The 17309-nt window shown below is 33.1% G+C and carries 20 protein-coding genes and 1 pseudogene; 13 read left to right on the top strand and 8 right to left on the bottom strand.

Going from position 1 to position 17309, the window contains the following annotated elements; translation table 11 throughout:
* Positions 1-157: 157 nt before the first annotated feature.
* The 5 genes from B9T25_RS14750 (at position 158) to nadS (ending at position 2844) form a co-directional block, all read left to right on the top strand.
* Positions 158-349 (top strand): hypothetical protein, encoded by a 192-nt coding sequence (locus B9T25_RS14750; RefSeq protein ID WP_228146896.1) that lies wholly within the window; start codon positions 158-160, stop codon positions 347-349.
* 122 nt (positions 350-471) lie between these two features.
* Entirely contained in the window at positions 472-780 is a 309-nt protein-coding gene (locus B9T25_RS14255; RefSeq protein WP_086189071.1) for a helix-turn-helix domain-containing protein, read from the top strand.
* A gap of 3 nt (positions 781-783) precedes the next feature.
* Entirely contained in the window at positions 784-2028 is a 1245-nt protein-coding gene (locus B9T25_RS14250; RefSeq protein ID WP_086189070.1) for a type II toxin-antitoxin system HipA family toxin, read from the top strand.
* A 230-nt stretch (positions 2029-2258) separates the two neighbouring features.
* Complete coding sequence (locus B9T25_RS14245; RefSeq protein WP_086189069.1) at positions 2259-2579, top strand: type II toxin-antitoxin system RelE/ParE family toxin; 321 nt, start codon at positions 2259-2261, stop codon at positions 2577-2579.
* Positions 2572-2844 carry a NadS family protein gene (gene nadS / locus B9T25_RS14240; RefSeq protein ID WP_086189068.1) on the top strand — a complete coding sequence of 91 codons (273 nt, stop codon included), beginning with the start codon at positions 2572-2574 and terminating at the stop codon, positions 2842-2844. Before B9T25_RS14245 ends, nadS begins: the two co-directional genes overlap by 8 nt.
* Before the next feature lie 1123 nt (positions 2845-3967).
* On the opposite strand, the gene B9T25_RS14230 is transcribed toward nadS, so the two are convergent.
* Together B9T25_RS14230 and repM (B9T25_RS14225) are read right to left on the bottom strand one after the other, a co-directional pair.
* A complete protein-coding gene (locus B9T25_RS14230) occupies positions 3968-4513 on the bottom strand; it encodes a plasmid replication DNA-binding protein (protein ID WP_171262802.1) in 546 nt (181 codons plus the stop codon).
* Positions 4514-4581: 68 nt separating this feature from the next.
* Positions 4582-5511, bottom strand: a complete 930-nt coding sequence (gene repM / locus B9T25_RS14225; RefSeq protein ID WP_086189066.1) for a replication initiation protein RepM — start codon at positions 5509-5511, stop codon at positions 4582-4584.
* Between the two features lie 1495 nt (positions 5512-7006).
* Here repM (B9T25_RS14225) and B9T25_RS14215 point away from each other — a divergent pair.
* Positions 7007-7198 (top strand): hypothetical protein, encoded by a 192-nt coding sequence (locus B9T25_RS14215; protein WP_086189064.1) that lies wholly within the window; start codon positions 7007-7009, stop codon positions 7196-7198.
* A 103-nt stretch (positions 7199-7301) separates the two neighbouring features.
* On the opposite strand, the gene B9T25_RS14210 is transcribed toward B9T25_RS14215, so the two are convergent.
* A complete protein-coding gene (locus B9T25_RS14210; protein ID WP_086189063.1) occupies positions 7302-8072 on the bottom strand; it encodes a sulfite exporter TauE/SafE family protein in 771 nt (256 codons plus the stop codon).
* A gap of 424 nt (positions 8073-8496) precedes the next feature.
* Here B9T25_RS14210 and B9T25_RS14205 point away from each other — a divergent pair, with 424 nt between their 5' ends.
* From B9T25_RS14205 to B9T25_RS14185, 5 genes are all read left to right on the top strand, one after another.
* Entirely contained in the window at positions 8497-8889 is a 393-nt protein-coding gene (locus B9T25_RS14205; protein ID WP_086189074.1) for a GFA family protein, read from the top strand.
* 195 nt (positions 8890-9084) lie between these two features.
* The gene (locus B9T25_RS14200; protein ID WP_086189062.1) at positions 9085-9381 is read left to right on the top strand and encodes a type II toxin-antitoxin system RelE/ParE family toxin; all 297 of its coding nucleotides are present in this window, start codon (positions 9085-9087) and stop codon (positions 9379-9381) included.
* A 2-nt stretch (positions 9382-9383) separates the two neighbouring features.
* Positions 9384-9674 carry an addiction module antidote protein gene (locus tag B9T25_RS14195; protein ID WP_086189061.1) on the top strand — a complete coding sequence of 97 codons (291 nt, stop codon included), beginning with the start codon at positions 9384-9386 and terminating at the stop codon, positions 9672-9674.
* Between the two features lie 203 nt (positions 9675-9877).
* On the top strand, positions 9878-10642 hold the full coding sequence (locus B9T25_RS14190) for an HD domain-containing protein (RefSeq protein ID WP_086189060.1): 765 nt from the start codon (positions 9878-9880) through the stop codon (positions 10640-10642).
* Between the two features lie 5 nt (positions 10643-10647).
* The gene (locus tag B9T25_RS14185; RefSeq protein WP_086189059.1) at positions 10648-11448 is read left to right on the top strand and encodes an alpha/beta fold hydrolase; all 801 of its coding nucleotides are present in this window, start codon (positions 10648-10650) and stop codon (positions 11446-11448) included.
* A 55-nt stretch (positions 11449-11503) separates the two neighbouring features.
* On the opposite strand, the gene B9T25_RS14180 is transcribed toward B9T25_RS14185, so the two are convergent.
* The 3 genes and pseudogenes from B9T25_RS14180 to B9T25_RS14165 form a co-directional block, all read right to left on the bottom strand.
* On the bottom strand, positions 11504-11806 hold the full coding sequence (locus tag B9T25_RS14180) for a helix-turn-helix domain-containing protein (protein ID WP_005065057.1): 303 nt from the start codon (positions 11804-11806) through the stop codon (positions 11504-11506).
* A 4-nt stretch (positions 11807-11810) separates the two neighbouring features.
* Positions 11811-12156 (bottom strand): annotated as a pseudogene (locus tag B9T25_RS14175) (type II toxin-antitoxin system RelE/ParE family toxin).
* Between the two features lie 912 nt (positions 12157-13068).
* A complete protein-coding gene (locus B9T25_RS14165) occupies positions 13069-13896 on the bottom strand; it encodes an IS4 family transposase (protein ID WP_228146895.1) in 828 nt (275 codons plus the stop codon).
* A gap of 777 nt (positions 13897-14673) precedes the next feature.
* On the opposite strand from B9T25_RS14165, the gene B9T25_RS14155 reads away from it, so the two are divergent.
* Both B9T25_RS14155 and B9T25_RS14150 read left to right on the top strand, forming a co-directional pair.
* Positions 14674-14949, top strand: a complete 276-nt coding sequence (locus B9T25_RS14155) for a type II toxin-antitoxin system RelB/DinJ family antitoxin (protein ID WP_086189056.1) — start codon at positions 14674-14676, stop codon at positions 14947-14949.
* Positions 14927-15256 (top strand): type II toxin-antitoxin system YafQ family toxin, encoded by a 330-nt coding sequence (locus tag B9T25_RS14150; RefSeq protein WP_086189055.1) that lies wholly within the window; start codon positions 14927-14929, stop codon positions 15254-15256. Before B9T25_RS14155 ends, B9T25_RS14150 begins: the two co-directional genes overlap by 23 nt.
* Before the next feature lie 9 nt (positions 15257-15265).
* Here the strand turns inward: B9T25_RS14150 and B9T25_RS14145 are convergent, their stop codons facing one another.
* Together B9T25_RS14145 and repM (B9T25_RS14140) are read right to left on the bottom strand one after the other, a co-directional pair.
* On the bottom strand, positions 15266-15850 hold the full coding sequence (locus tag B9T25_RS14145; RefSeq protein ID WP_086189054.1) for a hypothetical protein: 585 nt from the start codon (positions 15848-15850) through the stop codon (positions 15266-15268).
* 19 nt (positions 15851-15869) lie between these two features.
* Positions 15870-16823: a replication initiation protein RepM gene (gene repM, locus B9T25_RS14140; RefSeq protein WP_086189053.1), complete on the bottom strand. Its 954-nt coding sequence runs from the start codon at positions 16821-16823 to the stop codon at positions 15870-15872.
* Positions 16824-17309 lie beyond the last annotated feature (486 nt).

Here is a 17309-nt window from a genome sequence, read left to right as displayed (position 1 = left end):
ATTTATGAAGATAAATACCATTCAAATTATTGAAAAATAAATAAAATAGATGAGTTCTCAAATTATTTTCGACAAAAGTTCTCAAAATTATCAATTTTTAACATTAAGCCCATGAAATTTATTTGAAAATGTGAGTTCTCAATAGGAATTTTTAATTATGAGCAACTTTATTGTCGATTCAGCCAACATTGTTTCTTTTCCTCGGCCTTGTACCCTATGTGAATCAACGGGAAATGTTCAAAAATTTGCAGGGTTGATGCTCTGTGAAAGCTGTCAGGAGAATATCCGGATTACGAATTCTGGCATGTTTGCTTCCAATGATCAGATTGAACCAAAAGCCCAGGATTAACCTGAATTCCGTATAAGAGATTTCATGTTAAATACTTTCTTAATAGCTCATATTTGATACTTAAATTGCTTTTATTTGATATAATAGCTCACATTTGATCTTTTAATTTTGGTGGTTTAAATATGCTTTTTGACTTTGCAACAGAGTCGGAAATTTGTCAAGAATTGGGGCATCGAATAGCTCAACAGCGAATAAAAAAAAATATTACTCAAGCCGAGTTGGCAAGTAGGGCAGCTGTTGGTATTTCAACAATTAAGCGTTTAGAAAAAGGCGAAGGGGCAACACTTGGTAATTTTATTCGTGTTCTGACGTCACTAGGACTTGTGAATGATTTGTCTACAATTGCTGTTAAACCGAATTTTTCAATCCAAGAATTTGAAGAGATGAACAGTGTTAATTCTCGTAAACGAGCATCGTATTTCAAAGGTTAGTTTATGGAAAATTTATATAAAATAGATGTTTATTATTGTGGTTGGGGCGAAAATTGGTGTTTGGGAAAAATTGCATCAAATGGTCGTCAGACAGTATTTCAATATTCAGATGAAGCACTTCAAAGAAATATAGAGTTTTCGCCACGATATTTACCACTTCAGAGAAATGCTTTTACTAATTTTCCACCATTTCAATATCAGCTTCCTGGATTATTTGCCGACAGCCTTCCTGATGGATGGGGATTGTTGTTAATGGATCGTTTTTTTAAAAAAGAGTTCGAGAAAAATCGAGACCAGATTAATCCATTGGAACGGCTGGCATGCTTAGGTGAGCAAACAATGGGTGCATTTATATATCTTCCTGCCTCCGAAAAAACAACGGAGATTAAAGAAATGAGCTTATTTGAAATTGCAAAAACAATGGAAGCTGTACAGATTGGATTAGATGTTAATGTTCTTGAAACATTAGTACTTATGGGAGGGTCTCCACAAGGTGCAAGACCAAAAGCGCAGGTATATTACAATCCTTTAAACGGAGATATGAGTAACTGCCCTATTGTTGGTGGCGAGCCGTGGTTGGTGAAATTTAATGCCCGAAGTGAAGATGTTGAAGTATGTGCAATAGAAAAATTTTATCTTGATACAGCAGCGTTATGTGGTCTAGCTGTACCAGAATCAAGAATTTTTCATATCAATGCTGATATAGCTGCTATAGGTATGAAGCGTTTTGATCGTTTAAATGAAATTCGTATTCCAATGCACAGTTTGGCAAGCGCATTACACACTGATTTCCGTATTCCAAATTGTAGTTATGAAATATTTTTGCGTATGACAAGGTTCATGACAAAGAATGAGAAAGAGGTCGAAAAAGCCTTTAGTTATTGTGTTTTTAATGTTTGCATGAATAATCGTGATGATCATACGAAAAACTTTTCTTATCTTATGAGTCAAAATGGAGAATGGGCATTATCACCTGCCTATGACTTAACATTTAATACAGGTATGAATGGTCATCATCAGATGGATGTTGAGGGTGAGACTTATAGGATTACACGTCAGCATTTACTTAGTTTAGCTAAAAATTCGGGGCTAGATCTTAATAAAAGTGAAGTACTTCTTGATCATATTGTAGGGATTGCGAGAAATCGTATAGATGATCTATTTAATGGACAGTATGCTATTTCAAAAGAGACAGTATCTTTGATAAAAACTAAAGTTGAGGAAAATATCAAACTGTTAGATAGCTAATGACAACACTCAGACAGCCTTATGGATCAAAACTATTTAGGAAAAAATCCTAAAATTGAACATAAAAATCCGACTTGTTTCAAGTCGGATTTTTTACTTTGGAGAAACTAGACATTTTTATTGGTGAGAATATAGACATTTTAATTGGGGAATAACAGAGAACTTATAGCTCTCGTTTTTTTGTTTTAAAACTGCTAAAATCCACATACGCCATTGACGTACTTTAATCTATGTTATTTATTGAAACCAGTATTTTTACCAAGCAAATCAAAGAGCTTGTCACTGATGAAGAATATCGTCAGCTTCAGCAAGATCTTTTGGTACAGCCTGATAAAGGTGACTTGATAAAAAATGGCGGTGGCATTCGTAAAGTACGTTGTGCTCAAGGCAATAAAGGAAAAAGTGGCGGCATCCGTGTGATCTATTATTGGGTTAATGAAGATCATCAAGTCTTTTTCCTATTGGCTTATCCAAAATCAGTAAAAGATACCCTGACAGATAAGGAAACAGCCATTCTTCGTCAATTAGTGAAGGAGCAACTTCATGGATAACAACTTATTTGATGATCTGGTTTCTTCGATCAAAGAAGCAGGTGCAATCAAGCGTAAAGAAGTGCAAGCAAGTCGAATTACTGAACTTGAATTACCTGATATTAAAGAAGTTCGTGAAAAAACAGGTTTGAGCCAAGTCGAATTTGCAGCACGTTTGCATATCAGTGCAAGAACACTACAAAATTGGGAGCAAGGGCGACGTTACCCAACTGGCCCAGCGGCAACACTTATTCGTATTCTAGATTCCCATCCAAGCCTGATCTAAAAGATAGAGATAATAAAAAAGCCCAACATCCTGTTGGGCTTTTTTACATATTTGATGCGTTGGTATAACTCCTGTCGTACCTCACATTCCCTGTATCTGATCTTATTATTCTTATCTGGAGCATCCTGCTCTCTATGTCCTCATGATAGGAAATAAGCGTGAGGTCGTATAGCCGCAAAGGGCTTGAATCCATGTGCGCCTAAGCGTACAAAACTGTTTAAATTTTACCCCAAGGGTTATCCGCAGAAATTGGGGATAATTTAAGCAGTGGATGAGTTGATAACATACAACAATGTGCTATTTTGATCAGATATTGATCAATTTTATTGGCAATATATTCCAGAGTTGTACATAAAAAAGCCGACTTGTTTCCGAGTCGGCTTTTTTGTGGCTTTTTGAATTTTTAAAATCAGTTAAGTTGTTGAAATGGTTAACTTAAATGAAACGCGTTTCGTATAACGACCATTATGTTAAATAGCATAAGATTTAATCTAGTATTTGATATCTGCAATTTCGTTATGAGTCATGAAAGCTTTTTTGATATTTCCATAATTCACTGATTGCATTAAATAAATACAAAGCTAAAATCATATTTTTATCCCTTAAATACAGACATAATAAGTCGAAACAGCCAAATAACTGGGTAAAAAATTAGTCCAATGAAATCAGGAATATAAATAAAAATATTGTCTCTTTTACTATAGACTTTAGGCTCAGTAATTTTTTTTCGCCATTTAGGGAAGATAAGTATGAGAATTATACCTAATAAAAATAATATCAATCCCCATATAATCAGCTTTTGAAGTAATTCTGCTGTCATTATCTTAATTCTTTATATTTTGTTCTTTATTATAAATAGTGTATTACGACTCTGATAGGAAAATTTAATATTTAATAGAAGGTTATTCTTCAGATAACTTATCATTTAATTTGAAGATTTCCTAAAATTAACATAATACACCTTATACGAAATGCTCTTTTTATTTTTATATAAATCATATATTTACTGTATATCAAAAAGCCGAATCCTACCCGATTGGGCTTTTTACGTGAATAGTCGTGTTCCACGCCTATTCTTTGATCAATATTCCAAATCTTTAAGTAGCACAGCTAAACAGCGCATTTAGCCATTCGGTAGGAAAAATCGACTTAGAAAGCCCCTTTTTGCTGGTTCAGGCTCGACATGCTCCGGTACTGGAATGCACTTATTTTCTTTTTGAACCGGAGTAGTCAATCCGTCATAGCTCTGCTCAGGCTTTAGCCGAGGATCCGTTGCTATATCTTGGTTAGATTTCTGATCGGTAAACGTAGTCATATTGGTTTTAGGGGCTTCTAATAAGCGTTGTATGGCTTCTATTTGATTATCTTTTGTTGCTAACTGTTCTCGTTGAAAAACTTCTCGTTCATGTGCAAGTTCTAGATGTTTTTTTAGTATGTCTACCTGCTGTTTCAGCATGTCTACTTCTGTCTCTTTTTGTATCGAATTAGACTGTAACGTGGTTACATTATTATTTTTGTGTGAGGGTTCTCCAAATACACGTATAGCTTCTGAAAAATCAATTTTTCCATCACTATTTTTAGATAAATCCCCTTTATTAATACGTTTATAAATGCTTTGGCGATTCATTCCATATAGATTAGCCAACTCAATAACAGACAATGCTTTCATTATGTAGCCCAAGTAAAAAAATGTATGCCAGTAAACACTAGGTAGTCATGTAACGTTACATCAATGTTTCAACGATATCCAACTTTTTTAAGATATGGGTAAAGTTCTTTAAAGCTTGTAAAATCTAAAAGTTTCTCAGCTAGACGTATAGCAAATTGTTGGTAATTCTCTGTACCTTGAGAATATTTATTCATCTCAGGAAGATCGGACAGCTTGCTACCAAATAAATGACGTTGTTTATCAGTCATCTTTGAAAAAAGATCAATTAAGTGTTGCTCATCATTTTTCTCAATTGGTTTGCTAACAGATTTCTTTTGTTTGAAGGTGAAAGAGAATCCTGAAATTGATCTACCAGTCTTATGTTGCTCATATTTTGCAGTTATATCAGTTAACTCATTTACTTGTTTTAAAGCGAAATCCAGAACATAAGTTTTAAAATTGCTCATAGTTTTGTATTGATGTACTTCGACACCAAGTTGTTGTCTAAAAACTAACAAATCAAAAATAGGAGTTTTTCCATTGGATCGCCATTGAATTAATAATTCATATAGGCGAATTGCATAAGAGCTAGTTAATTTAGAAACTTGTTGTAATTCATATTTAGTGAAATTTTCTTCTAATCTGGTTATGAGAGGAACAATGTCTTGTGTAAAGCGTAGAAAGACTATTCCTGATTGATGTTCATACCCTATTTTATCGACCCATCGACAATGAAAGCTACGATTTTTGCCAGTTTTAGGATTTATATCATGATAAGTGACATAGCGATCAAATAGGCTTTTAGAGGCTTCTCTGAGTACTGTATATGCGGTGTGTTTCTCAACGTTAAAAGTATTGATATAGCTACTAGCATGTACTTCTAACAAACTGTTTTCCGTAATTCCTTGACCTGTTTCTCTAGCTTCAGCTATTGCTAGAAGAATTAGGCGCTGTTCAACAGTATCTAATGTATAACTTGCTTGAATTAAAGCATTATCTTTTACAACTAATTCAGCCATTTTTAATTCTAAAGTTTTAATTAACTGGGGTATACCTTAACTCATTTAAACTAGCTTGTAAAACAACCTAGCTTTAAGGTCGATAAACCTAGTTTAATAGGTCGATAAACCTAGTTTAATAGGTCGATAAACCTAGTTTAATAGGTCGATAAACCTAGTTTAATGAAGCCTAAAATCATTGCCTAGACTGGCTTTCAGGCTGTCTAAAAGCATTTAAAAGCTTAAAAGATTATTAAAAGCCTAGAACATGAAAAATTACCCTATGTTTTCGCTACGCTCAAACTCTATTGAACTTCGCTTTCGCTCAGTTCGAAGGGGCAATTTTTAGTAAATACCAGTTGTGACTGAAATATTGAAAAAGCAAAATCAAAAGCAAGAATGGATTCGCTACGCTCATAAAGCTTTTTTACTCGCTATGCTCGTTCATGACGCCAAGATTCCGAATCGCAAAGCTCTAAAATCAATGTGAATCATTAAATACCGCATTGTAATCAGGGAAAGAGCGACAAAAATTTAAATAGAGGCTTGTCACTCGTAGACACTCGTTCTGTTCTTATCATTTAAATAAAAATAGGCTTCATTCGCTCTCATTTGCGTTTTTAAAGCTGTTTCCAACATTTCCCTATGGATTCCATGTTTTTTCATCAAGTGTGGCTTAAAACGCATTTAAAGAGAATTTATGGCTATCTGTATTTCATCGGTTTTCAAAATATGAAAATGTTCAATTCTGATCAGCAGATCGGAATGCACGCTTACGCGTTTCTATTTTTGAGAAAAAAAGACTCTAAGTTGATTCAAAAAAACCAAGCACTAACTTTAATGTCAATTCAGTCAATCAACAGGGCTAAAAGCCGATACATATCGGCAAKATTTTTTTCACACACCACGCATCTAAAGATAAAAGCTCAAAACCCAGGATTTATAAGGGGTGCAGACGATTAATTATGGTGAAGAATCTGATACCAAAAAATAGAAACAAAAGCAGTTAAGTTATTGGTTTATATATAAATTAAATGATACCGCTTATGATATCAACAAAAGACACTTTTTACACCTTAAGCTATTGTTTAATAAATAGTTTTTTTGGTATCACTTGTATTGTTGGAATAATATCAACATTAGCTATTTTAATATTAATTATCAATATCTTAAGTGGTATCACAATATTCTCATAGTAAATGAATAAAGATTTTGTCACTTTTACCAGTCGTGTGGATACAAAAACTGGCAAATGAATTGGCTATTTATGTGCTCCAGAAATGAGTTCTCAAAAAACGGTCATATTTTTAATAAACGTATGTTTTTAAAAAATTATAGTGAGAACTCACCATAGTTCTCATTTATGAAGATAAATACCATTCAAATTATTGAAAAATAAATAAAATAGATGAGTTCTCAAATTATTTTCGACAAAAGTTCTCAAAATTATCAATTTTTAACATTAAGCCCATGAAATTTATTTGAAAATGTGAGTTCTCAATAGGAATTTTTAATTATGAGCAACTTTATTGTCGATTCAGCCAACATTGTTTCTTTTCCTCGGCCATGTAGCTTATGTGAATCAATGGAAAATGTTCAGAAATTTGCAGGGCTGATGCTTTGCGGAAATTGTCAGGAAAACATCCGCATCACTAATCCTGGCATATTTGAGACCAATACTCAGATCGAACAAAAAGCCCAGGATTAACCTGGGCTGCGTATAATAAGTTTTATGTTAAGGGAAAACTAGAAATGCCATTGATCTGGGCATTTCGCATAAGGTGTATTATGTTAATTTTAGAAAAATTAAATTATGGAAAGAAAATAGATATTCCCATTCGACCAATTAAAAATACTAATAAAACAAGAAAGAATATCCGAATAAAACCACTTCCATAGCGTAAAGCCAAAAATGAACCTACTATAGAACCCACCATATTGCAGACCGCCACTATCACTCCAATGTTCCATAGAACATGACCAGATGGTATAAAAAATAGTAATGCAGCACTGAATGTTCCTAAATTCACTAATTTTGCTGAAGCAGAAGCATTTAAAAAATCGAATCCAAAACATTTAACGAATAAAAAAAGTAAAAAGCTTCCACTTCCAGGTCCAAAGACTCCATCATAAAATCCAATGAGGGCACCAAAAAAAATCCCCAATAGAATTTCTCTTTTACCACATTGAATATATGTATGAACTTTGCCTAAATCTTTCTTGATAAATGTATAAATTGCTATTAATACCAAAAGAAAAAATACAATATATTTCATCAATTCTTTGGGAATGAATGAAACAGACATAGCGCCTAGAAAAGCAAAGATAAATGCTGAAACCATAGTAGGTAGCATCAGTATCCATACAATTTTTATTCTTTTTATATAAGTAAAAATAGAGGAAAGTGTTCCAGCTAACACAGCTAATTTATTTGTTCCAAAAACAGTCGCTAAACTGTATTGCGGTAAAGCATGTATAAGCGCAGGCAATTGAACAAGACCACCACCTCCAACGGCAGCATCAATTAAGCCGCCACAAAAAGCAAAAAAACCTAATACGATTAGAATATTTTCAAAATCCATATGAGCTAAATAATTCCTTTGGGAAAATGTATTTTTATCGAATTTAGTATTTCTTATAAAAGCTGTAATGCTGCTTTTAAGTGTTTAATTATTATACTAAACTTTGCTCTTATTTAACATAATGGTCGTTATACGAAATTTCAAAAAATACAGTAAAAATGGGAGCTTAAGACTCCCATTTTAGATTTCTTATAAGGTGTATTATTAATTTTAGGAAAGAGTCTAAAAAAAATTCTACGTAATTTAAAAATACAAAGTGCTTTGCTTAAAGGTTTATCTCTAATGATGTGTATCTTAGCTTTAAGCATGATATACAGAGAATTCCCACCCATTTAATATAATGGCTGCTATGCAGGATAATGATTTAATAGTTATCCTTTTTACATTAAAAATGTCCAAATCTCTTTATAAATATAGGCAAAATATGATTCAGGGTAGTTGTTGTTGTGGTGCTGTTAAATTTGAGTTGAATGCTGTTCCTGACATGATGGGAACATGCCATTGTTCACGTTGTCGTAAGCTCGGATCGAGTACGATTATTTTTGTGAAAAAAGAATCCTTTAATTTGCTTCAAGGTAAAGAGTTTATACAAACATATAAGCCTGAACCGCCATTTAGCTATGTACGAACGTTCTGTAAAAAGTGCGGAACTGCTTTGGGTGAAATCGGTTCAGAGAGTGCATCTTTTCCAATACCAGTTAATTGTTTGGACGATGATCCTATCTTAAGAAATCAGTTCCATGTTTTTGTTTCATCTAAGCCAGCTTGGTATGAAATAGAAGATGCTGCACCTCAGTATCAGGAAAATCCAAATTAATTGATCATTAGAGTAACATCAAAAAAAAGCCCAAGATTAACACTTCTTTAAAAGATGAAAATTCAATGAATGACTGTCTATTTAACATAATGGGCATTATGCGAAATTTACAAATTTTGTAGATGAATCTAGAGGGGAAGTACTTGCTTTATGTATTCGATCGAATACAATCAAGTAAGAATAGAAGGAAACCTCATGATTGAAATTAAACGTCTGCCTGAATTTGATGAATGGTTAGATGGCATTAAAGACAATATGACCCGTATTCGCTTGAACCGTAGATTAGATAAGGTTCAGCGTGGAAATTGGGGAGACATTAAACCTCTCCAAGAAGGTGTCTGTGAAATGAGAGAGTTCTTCGGTTCAGGTTGGAGAATGTACTATATCCAACATGGTGATGTTGTGATTGTGATGCTAGGTGGCGGTGATAAATCTACACAGCAAGATGATATCAAGCGAGCAGTCAAATTATCTAAAACATTGGAGGATTAAAAATGGTTAAAGTCGCTGATTTACCAAGTTTTGATATGGCTGAATCACTCAAAACTGAAGAAGATATTGTGACGTATCTCAATATGGTTCTTGAAGAAAATGATCCTGCGGAATTAGCACATGCACTTGGTGTAATTGCTAAAGCAAGAGGTATGACCCAAATTGCTAAAGAGGCAGGTATTGGACGTGAAGCCCTTTATAAAGCACTTCGTCATGACTCTGCACCTCGTTTTGATACTATCAATCGTGTAGTGAATGCTTTAGGTTTAAAGCTTACAGTGCAACATGCTTAAAATTAAAAAAAACTAGTAAAAATGGGAGCCTTAGGCTCCCATTTTTGATTTCGTATAAGTGTATTATGTTAATTTTAGACAAACTTAAAAAACTATAAAATATGGTTATACATTTTGCATTTCCTTAAGCAGAAAATTCTCTTGAAAAAATTATAACCAACCTATATTTTAGAGTAATTACTCTAAAATATAGGTTGGTTATAATGAGTCATACAAAAATTGGAACTTATTCATGGATGAATAAAACAAATGGTAAAATATCTTTCAAAGAGAAAATTAAACTATTTAATAAGTTGATTATTCCAAATTTACTTACACCAATAAAAGAAAATATTTATAAAAATCATTCAGATATTAATATTAATTTTCATGTCAATCAGGTCATCATTCCAGACACAAAAATGATTGAAATTGCAGTCGAAGAATTAGAATCGAAAGCTAGTATTTCAATTATCAATCACTCATGGCGAACGTATTTTTGGGGAGCAGCTTTAGGCCATCTTCAGAACAAACCATTTGATCCTGAATCGCTGCTCACTGCTTCTTTATTTCATGATATCGGTTTAACAACACCTCATTTAGAAACAAAAGGTTGTAAATGTTTTACTTATGAAAGTGCAGATCAATTTTCTTACAGGGCACAAGAAATTAACTTTGATGAAGATAAGACCCAACTCATTAAAGATGCAATTTGTATCCACATGAATGGTTACATCGATCAATCATATCCTAGTGAAATTCAACTATTACAACAGGGCGCATCGTGTGACGTAATTGGTGAACAACTTCATAACTTACCATCTAATTTTAAGAATCAAATTATAGAAAAATATCCTAGGGAAAATTTTAATAAAAATTTTATTGAACTAATAAAAGCAGAAAGTAAGAATAATCCAAACTCTCGAACAGCCTTTCTAAAAAGTCTAGGATTGCCATTAATGATTCACTTGAATCCGTTTAGGAATTAAAGCTTATGAATAGTTTTTCTTTTAAAGATTTATATGAAGTTAAAGTAAATAAAATTAGCCCCGTTGATAAGAGTAATAATTTAACTTTTATCTTACTACCAGCTATTGGGGTACCTATTAAAAAGTATGAAAGACTTATAATTGGTCTTAAAGATAATGGTTATTCAGTTGTTTATGCTGATTATCCTTGTTGCGGAGATAATTTTCCTCAGATATCCAAAAGCCATGATTATGATTATTCAGATCTACTCAAATACTTCATACCCAATTTGATCAAAAGCTGTGATACACAAAACTTAGTACTTTTAGGACATAGCTTAGGTGGCCATCTCGCAAGCTTATATGCCTTAGAAAACAATATTCCAATAGTAGTTATTGCTTCAGGAAATATTCATTATAAGAATTGGAATTTTGTAGGTAGAGCCAAAATATTAAGCGCAGTCATATTATTCAAATCTCTTACTAAAGCTTATGGTTTTTTCCCAGGTTATAAAGTTGGTTTTGGACATAGAGAAGCCAAAAGTCTAATGAATAATTGGTGTCATACAGTATTAACTGGGAATTACGATTTTTCAGGAATTGAAGTTAAAAGAAGCAATGCTAAAAGCTTATTTATTAATATAAAAAATGATAATTTTTCACCTCTAGAATCTACAAAAAAATTAGCAGAAATGTTCAGTAGTACTGTATTTCAACAAATTGAATTACCATCTCATCTCAAAGGAAATAGACATAGTATTTGGCTAAAAAGTCCAGATCAGATCATTAAGGTAATTGATAATACAATGAAGAAATCTCCCATTTAACATAATAGCGCTTATACGAAATAAAAAAAGGTAGCTTAAGCTACCTTTTTTATTGTTAAACGTTGAATCCTATATGTTTTCCTGTTGGAAGCTCTACATCAATACGGAGCTTTCCGCCCATTGCTTCAACATACTTTTTCATCGTTGAAATTTTCAGATCATTGCCACGATTTTCGATTGCTGAAAGTGAAGGCTGTTTAATACCAAGGGTTTCAGCCAATTCTTTTTGAGAGATTTCTAATTCTTCACGAATAAGATAAAGCTGATTTTCTAGAAGTAATTCATCAGCCATTTTTTGAATACGCGCTTGGCTCTCTGGAGAGCGGTTAGCTAATAATTCCTGTAAGGTTTTAGCCATTAGATTATTCTCCTAAAGTTGAGAGGTGAAGTTTGTATTGCTCATCTGCAATATCTAGCATGTCTTTATAAAATCGTTTTTTACCGCCTTTATCAGCAATACACAGCACTATGGCTTTGTCGTAAAGGATCAAAGGCAAAAAAAGCCCTGAGAGGTCTACCTCGATGCTGAACACGCAGTTCTTTCATGTTGGTAAATTTAGAATCATAGACGGTATCCACTAAAGGGCGACCTAAGCCCGGCCCTTGTTGTTGCAGTACCACCAACGTGGCTAAAACCTTCTCTTGGGTCGATTCATCTTGCTGTTCAAACCATTCATTGAATACGTCTGTCGTGATGACTGTCCACATATCACAACCAAAATATAGATTATAGTCTATATTTTATAGGTAACTTGCAGCATTGGCAAATGAGAAATTTTAGACAATAAAAAAGCCCAACATCCTGTTGGGCTTTTTTACATATTTGATGCTTAGGTCTGACTCCTGTCGTACCTCACATTCCCTGTATCTGATCTTATTATTCTTATCTGGAGCATCCTGCTCTCTATGTCCCCATGATAAGAAATCAGCGTGAGGTCGTATAGCCGCAAAGGGCTTGAATCCATGTGCGCCTAGGCGTACAAAACTGTTTAAATTTTACCCCAAGGTTTATCCGCAGAAATTGGGGATAATTTGAGCAGTGGATGAGTTGATAACATACAATAATGTGCTATTTTGACTAAATATTGATCAATTTTATTGGCAATATATTCCAGAGTTGTACATAAAAAAGCCGACTTGTTTCCGAGTCGGTTTTTTTGTGGTTTTTTGAACTTCTGAAATTGGTTAAGTTATTGAAATAATTAATTTAAATGAAAGGCGTTTCGTATAATGCCCATTATGTTAAATAGACTTCTTATGCAACGTTTAATATTAATCTTCAGCAAGTCCTTTTAAAAAAATTTGAATTCCTATATAGATTAAAGCATATATCATGATATGGAATGCATTTTCTAAACTAGTAAAAAAGAAGCTTATAAAAAAGATTAATGTAGCCACTAAAACTATAGAAAATAATATATTTAACAGGTATTTAACTTTATATTTGTTAATGAATATAAAAACCGTATACATAAGAAGACTTAATGTTAAATTTATAAAAAATATAATTAGAGCAAATATTACTGGAAAGAAAACTAGAAATGAAACTATAAAACCAAATATATGTAATATCCAAAAAATTCGCCAAAAACCATTCATTGTGTTGTATATCCATTATTTTTATATAATTAACCTTTGTACACGACAAAAATCATATTTCGATTTTAGTAATCGATTACAGCATCGCAATTGATCAATGATATTTAGTATTTTTGAATCATCTTGATGGAAAAGTGCATACTTCAATCCCTCAACAATTAAATCAAAACCAAGTCTAAACAAGCTATTCTCGAATCGACCATGCTTCTTCACCTTAATTGGCTTAATCTCATCATGATGCCAAATGCCCATACGATATGCCCAACAAAAAGCAATGCTATACACTGCTAATAATTTGCTGAACTTATCTTGATCCGTCAAATGAGTATCCTCTAAATTAAAACCTCGACTTTTCAAACAACCAAATAAAGTCTCAATTTCCCAACGCTTTTTGTAGCTTGCTATAGCATCAATTGCTTGAGTATTCGATGCAACCAACATCAATTCATCTTTTAATTTAGATGCCCAAACATGTACACAAACACCATCAACATTTAAAGCCCTTGAATGTCTGACCACCTGATTAGGCTTTAAATCACGAAATAATTCATGAATTTGAACTATTCTTCCTTCACTATTGGATACTTTGGCGTTCTTCTTAATTCGAATACAAAATTGAATATTCTGCTGATCTAACCAACTTAGCCATTCCTTACCAATAAATTCCCGATCTGCCAGTACTTGTGTAATTCTAGACTTCCCAAAAATACAAATAAATCGTTGTATAATTTCGATTCTTTCATTGGTATTTGAATTCCCACGCTTATCTAGCAACATCCAGAATATAGGAATGGCAATTCCCTTATGAACGACAGCAAGCATCAGGATATTAATGTTTTTTTCCCCCACTTCCAATTTGTTCTATCTAAGGTGAGTGTCACCTTTTCAAGCGAAAATAGCTCAAAAATAAAAGTTGCAACTTGATTAAAATCAATCACATGCTCAGTAAGAAAGCGTTGTATTCTGCGATATGATGATGCCGACTTTACATTATGATTAAACAGGGTGGAAAGTTTCACCAAGTTTGATGATGGGCTAATAAACAGCGTGGTGAGCATGAGAGTAAAACAATTCATTCTTGCCTTGTTCCAAGAAAAATGATTGTTTAGAATGTGGTGTAGCTCGTTGAGGTATGACATAGTTTGAGTCGTCAGAAAACTATTATTATGTCACTTATTTCAACGAGTTACTTTTTTTGTCGTGTACAAAGATAATTAACATAATACGGATTATCTTAAATAAACAGGAATATGGTTTCAATTTCCTGTTGGAAAACCATGAAACATCCATTGTATGCCCCATAAAATAGCTAGGACTAAAATTACTGAAAAGATAATTTCTAATTTCTTCATTTTTTAAGAATTTCTAAAATTAACATAATACACCTTATGCGAAATGCTCTTTTTATTTTCATATAAATCATTCGCTTAAGTGTTTCAGAAAATCCCAATCCTACCCGATTGGGATTTTTACGTGAATAGTCGTGTTCCACGCTTGTTATTTGATCAATGTGCCACGATTTTGATTAGCTAAATTTATAAATAATCATTTAATGCAGTCACGTTATAAAACTTAAAATATGTTATTATGTATCTCAATTGAGTTACATAACGTTAAGGTGAAGACATGACTTCTCAAACCTCAATGCTACACGTTCGAATTGATGATGATACTAAGCTTCAAGCACAGCAGGCTTTAAAATCAATGGGGATGTCTGTATCTGATGCTGTACGAATCTTTTTGACTCGTGTCGTAGCAGAACAAGCAATACCATTTGATGTACGTGTACCGAACGCTAAGACTGTTTCTGCTTTGAATGAAGCAGATGAACTGATTCAAGCGAAAAAAGCCCGTTTTGAAACTGTAGAAGACTTGTTTAATGACCTCGAAAAAAACAGCTAAATCTAAACGTGCCGTTTTACCTCGATCATCGGACTATACCAAAGAATTTCTAGCAGACTGGCAAAGGCTTTCTCGTAGCGGTCGTTATGACATGGTAAAGCTCAAGGAAGTCATGATGCTGTTAATCGCTAATGATGAGCCTTTAGGGGCAGAATGGCTTGATCATGCCTTGAATGGCAATCAGTGGAAGAATTGCCGTGAGTTGCATATTGGTGGAGATTTTCTACTGGTCTACCGCATGGAATCTCTATCTAAGTTCGAAATGATTGTTTTTGTTCGTGCTGGAACACACAGCGAATTGTTCTGACCGAAAAAATTAGCCATTGGGTAAGAAGAAGTTACTCCAGAATCCTCGTTTTTCTGGTTCTTCTTCTATTATTTTATTTATGTGAATATCACTTTGTTTATTTGGTGTTTTGACACTGTTTGAACTGTCTTTTTTACTATTTAATTCTGTATAGCCTTGTTGTTCAATTGAGCTGTTTTGAACTGTCTGTTGTTGTTCAATATTTTCTTTGTGTGTGGGTGGGGTATAACCTAAAACCAATTTTAATTCTTTGATTTCTTCTCTTAAACTACTAATTTCATTAAAAAGTCTATCTTCTCTTTGTTCTGCTTTTAGTCGAGCACTTTCAGACATTTCTAACATTTTTTTGTACAGTTCAATGCTGTCTAATTCTGTTTGGATTGAACTATTTTGAACTGTCGGCTGTTGTTCAATTTGAACAGCTTTATCAGTCTTAGCCTCACCATATAGAACAATCATATCAACCATATCAATGACTTTTTGTCCCTGTTCATTGAGCGTGGCTGTTAATATTCCTTTAGATACCTTGTCATATAAAGCACCGCGAGAAAGTCCATAAAGATTTGCCATTTTACTAATCGTTAGCTTTGCCATAATTACGCCAAATAAGACATTAAATTGAGTTTAAATTATTTATTTTAGGATTAAATCCCAGATTTTTTAAATGAGGTAAAAACAGTTTTTGCTTCTCTGGATCTCTCAACATATCTTTAATTCGAGCTGCAAGGACTTCATAGTTTTCATTACCTACCGCCAAATGACTTAAATCATGAAGTTCTGCTAATTGATTGCCAAACATATTGATTTGAGAGTCGCTCATTTTATAGAAATTTTGTTGACTTGATACTTTATTATTTAAGGCTGGAATAGCTTTTAATATTGATTTCTGTTTAAGTTTAAATTGAAGATCAGTAATAATACGACCTTTTTTAAATTGATCGTAACTAACTGTTATATCTGTATTTTTATTTATATCTAAAATTGCTTTTTCAAGCACATTGGTTTTAAAATTAGACATTGTGGCGTACTCATTTACGCCTACACCTAATTTAGCTCTAATATCATCAATATTATATTTTTCAGTTTTTCCTGTGCTTAACCATTTTATTAATAATTCATATAATCTTATGCTATATTTACTTTTAAAATCAGATACTTGCTCTAAATGATATTTGGTAAATTGTTCGCTTAGTCGACTAATTAAACTTATAACTTCATTACTTAGATATAAAACAATTAAACCGCTTGTATCGACATAAGTAACTTTATTCACCCAGTTTGCGGTGGTGTATGCTTCTTTTCCTTTGTATCTATCTAAATAGCTGAATTCTCGTCTTTTTAATGTTCTAGCTGCATCTCTGATTAAGCTATAACTATTATTACTTTCGACCTTAAATTGATGCACATAGTCACTCACCGCAATTTCTATTGCAGTATTTTGTGTTAGATCATGGACTTCTCTAGCCTCAACAATAGCTAAAAGCATAAGACGCTGTTCTATTAATGAGAGATTAAAAGAAGCATCTATTAAAGCATTATCTTTAACGACTAATTTATTATTGCTCATTTAACCAGCTTTTTAATTTATTTAACTAGGTTATAGACTGGCTATTTAAAATAGTCAACATACAATCTATTCAAATACCCCTTAAACCTAGTTTTATAACCCCTTAAACCTAGTTTTATAACCCCTTAAACCTAGTTTTATAACCCCTTAAACCTAGTTTTATGAAGTCTGAAACCATTGCCTAGCTTAGCTTTCAGACTGTCTAAAAGCATTTAAAAGCTTAAAAGATTATTAAAAGCCCAGAACATGAAAAATTGCCCTATGTTTTCGCTACGCTCAAACTCTATTGAACTTCGCTTTCGCTCAGTTCGAAGGGGCAATTTTTAGTAAATACCGGTTGTGACTCAAATATTAAAAAAGCAAAGTCAAAAGCAAAAATGGATTCGCTACGCTCATAGAGCTTTTTTACTCGCTATGCTCGTTCATGACGCCAAGATTCCGAATCGCAAAGCTCTAAAATCAATGTGAATCATTAAATACCGCATT

Origin of the sequence: Acinetobacter sp. ANC 4470, assembly GCF_002135335.1 — a bacterium.
Classification (GTDB): Bacteria; Pseudomonadota; Gammaproteobacteria; order Pseudomonadales; family Moraxellaceae; genus Acinetobacter.
This window is presented reverse-complemented; position numbering and strand designations above follow the sequence as displayed.

What these genes read in the sequence shown, in the direction of transcription:
- B9T25_RS14750 (WP_228146896.1), top strand. Translation starts at nt 158, where the DNA reads ATGAGCAACTTTATTGTCGATTCAGCCAACATTGTTTCTTTTCCTCGG.
- B9T25_RS14255 (WP_086189071.1), top strand. Translation starts at nt 472, where the DNA reads ATGCTTTTTGACTTTGCAACAGAGTCGGAAATTTGTCAAGAATTGGGG.
- B9T25_RS14250 (WP_086189070.1), top strand. Translation starts at nt 784, where the DNA reads ATGGAAAATTTATATAAAATAGATGTTTATTATTGTGGTTGGGGCGAA.
- B9T25_RS14245 (WP_086189069.1), top strand. Translation starts at nt 2,259, where the DNA reads ATGTTATTTATTGAAACCAGTATTTTTACCAAGCAAATCAAAGAGCTT.
- nadS (WP_086189068.1), top strand. Translation starts at nt 2,572, where the DNA reads ATGGATAACAACTTATTTGATGATCTGGTTTCTTCGATCAAAGAAGCA.
- B9T25_RS14230 (WP_171262802.1), bottom strand. Translation starts at nt 4,513, where the DNA reads ATGAAAGCATTGTCTGTTATTGAGTTGGCTAATCTATATGGAATGAAT.
- repM (WP_086189066.1), bottom strand. Translation starts at nt 5,511, where the DNA reads ATGGCTGAATTAGTTGTAAAAGATAATGCTTTAATTCAAGCAAGTTAT.
- B9T25_RS14215 (WP_086189064.1), top strand. Translation starts at nt 7,007, where the DNA reads ATGAGCAACTTTATTGTCGATTCAGCCAACATTGTTTCTTTTCCTCGG.
- B9T25_RS14210 (WP_086189063.1), bottom strand. Translation starts at nt 8,072, where the DNA reads ATGGATTTTGAAAATATTCTAATCGTATTAGGTTTTTTTGCTTTTTGT.
- B9T25_RS14205 (WP_086189074.1), top strand. Translation starts at nt 8,497, where the DNA reads ATGATTCAGGGTAGTTGTTGTTGTGGTGCTGTTAAATTTGAGTTGAAT.
- B9T25_RS14200 (WP_086189062.1), top strand. Translation starts at nt 9,085, where the DNA reads ATGATTGAAATTAAACGTCTGCCTGAATTTGATGAATGGTTAGATGGC.
- B9T25_RS14195 (WP_086189061.1), top strand. Translation starts at nt 9,384, where the DNA reads ATGGTTAAAGTCGCTGATTTACCAAGTTTTGATATGGCTGAATCACTC.
- B9T25_RS14190 (WP_086189060.1), top strand. Translation starts at nt 9,878, where the DNA reads ATGAGTCATACAAAAATTGGAACTTATTCATGGATGAATAAAACAAAT.
- B9T25_RS14185 (WP_086189059.1), top strand. Translation starts at nt 10,648, where the DNA reads ATGAATAGTTTTTCTTTTAAAGATTTATATGAAGTTAAAGTAAATAAA.
- B9T25_RS14180 (WP_005065057.1), bottom strand. Translation starts at nt 11,806, where the DNA reads ATGGCTAAAACCTTACAGGAATTATTAGCTAACCGCTCTCCAGAGAGC.
- B9T25_RS14155 (WP_086189056.1), top strand. Translation starts at nt 14,674, where the DNA reads ATGACTTCTCAAACCTCAATGCTACACGTTCGAATTGATGATGATACT.
- B9T25_RS14150 (WP_086189055.1), top strand. Translation starts at nt 14,927, where the DNA reads ATGACCTCGAAAAAAACAGCTAAATCTAAACGTGCCGTTTTACCTCGA.
- B9T25_RS14145 (WP_086189054.1), bottom strand. Translation starts at nt 15,850, where the DNA reads ATGGCAAAGCTAACGATTAGTAAAATGGCAAATCTTTATGGACTTTCT.
- repM (WP_086189053.1), bottom strand. Translation starts at nt 16,823, where the DNA reads ATGAGCAATAATAAATTAGTCGTTAAAGATAATGCTTTAATAGATGCT.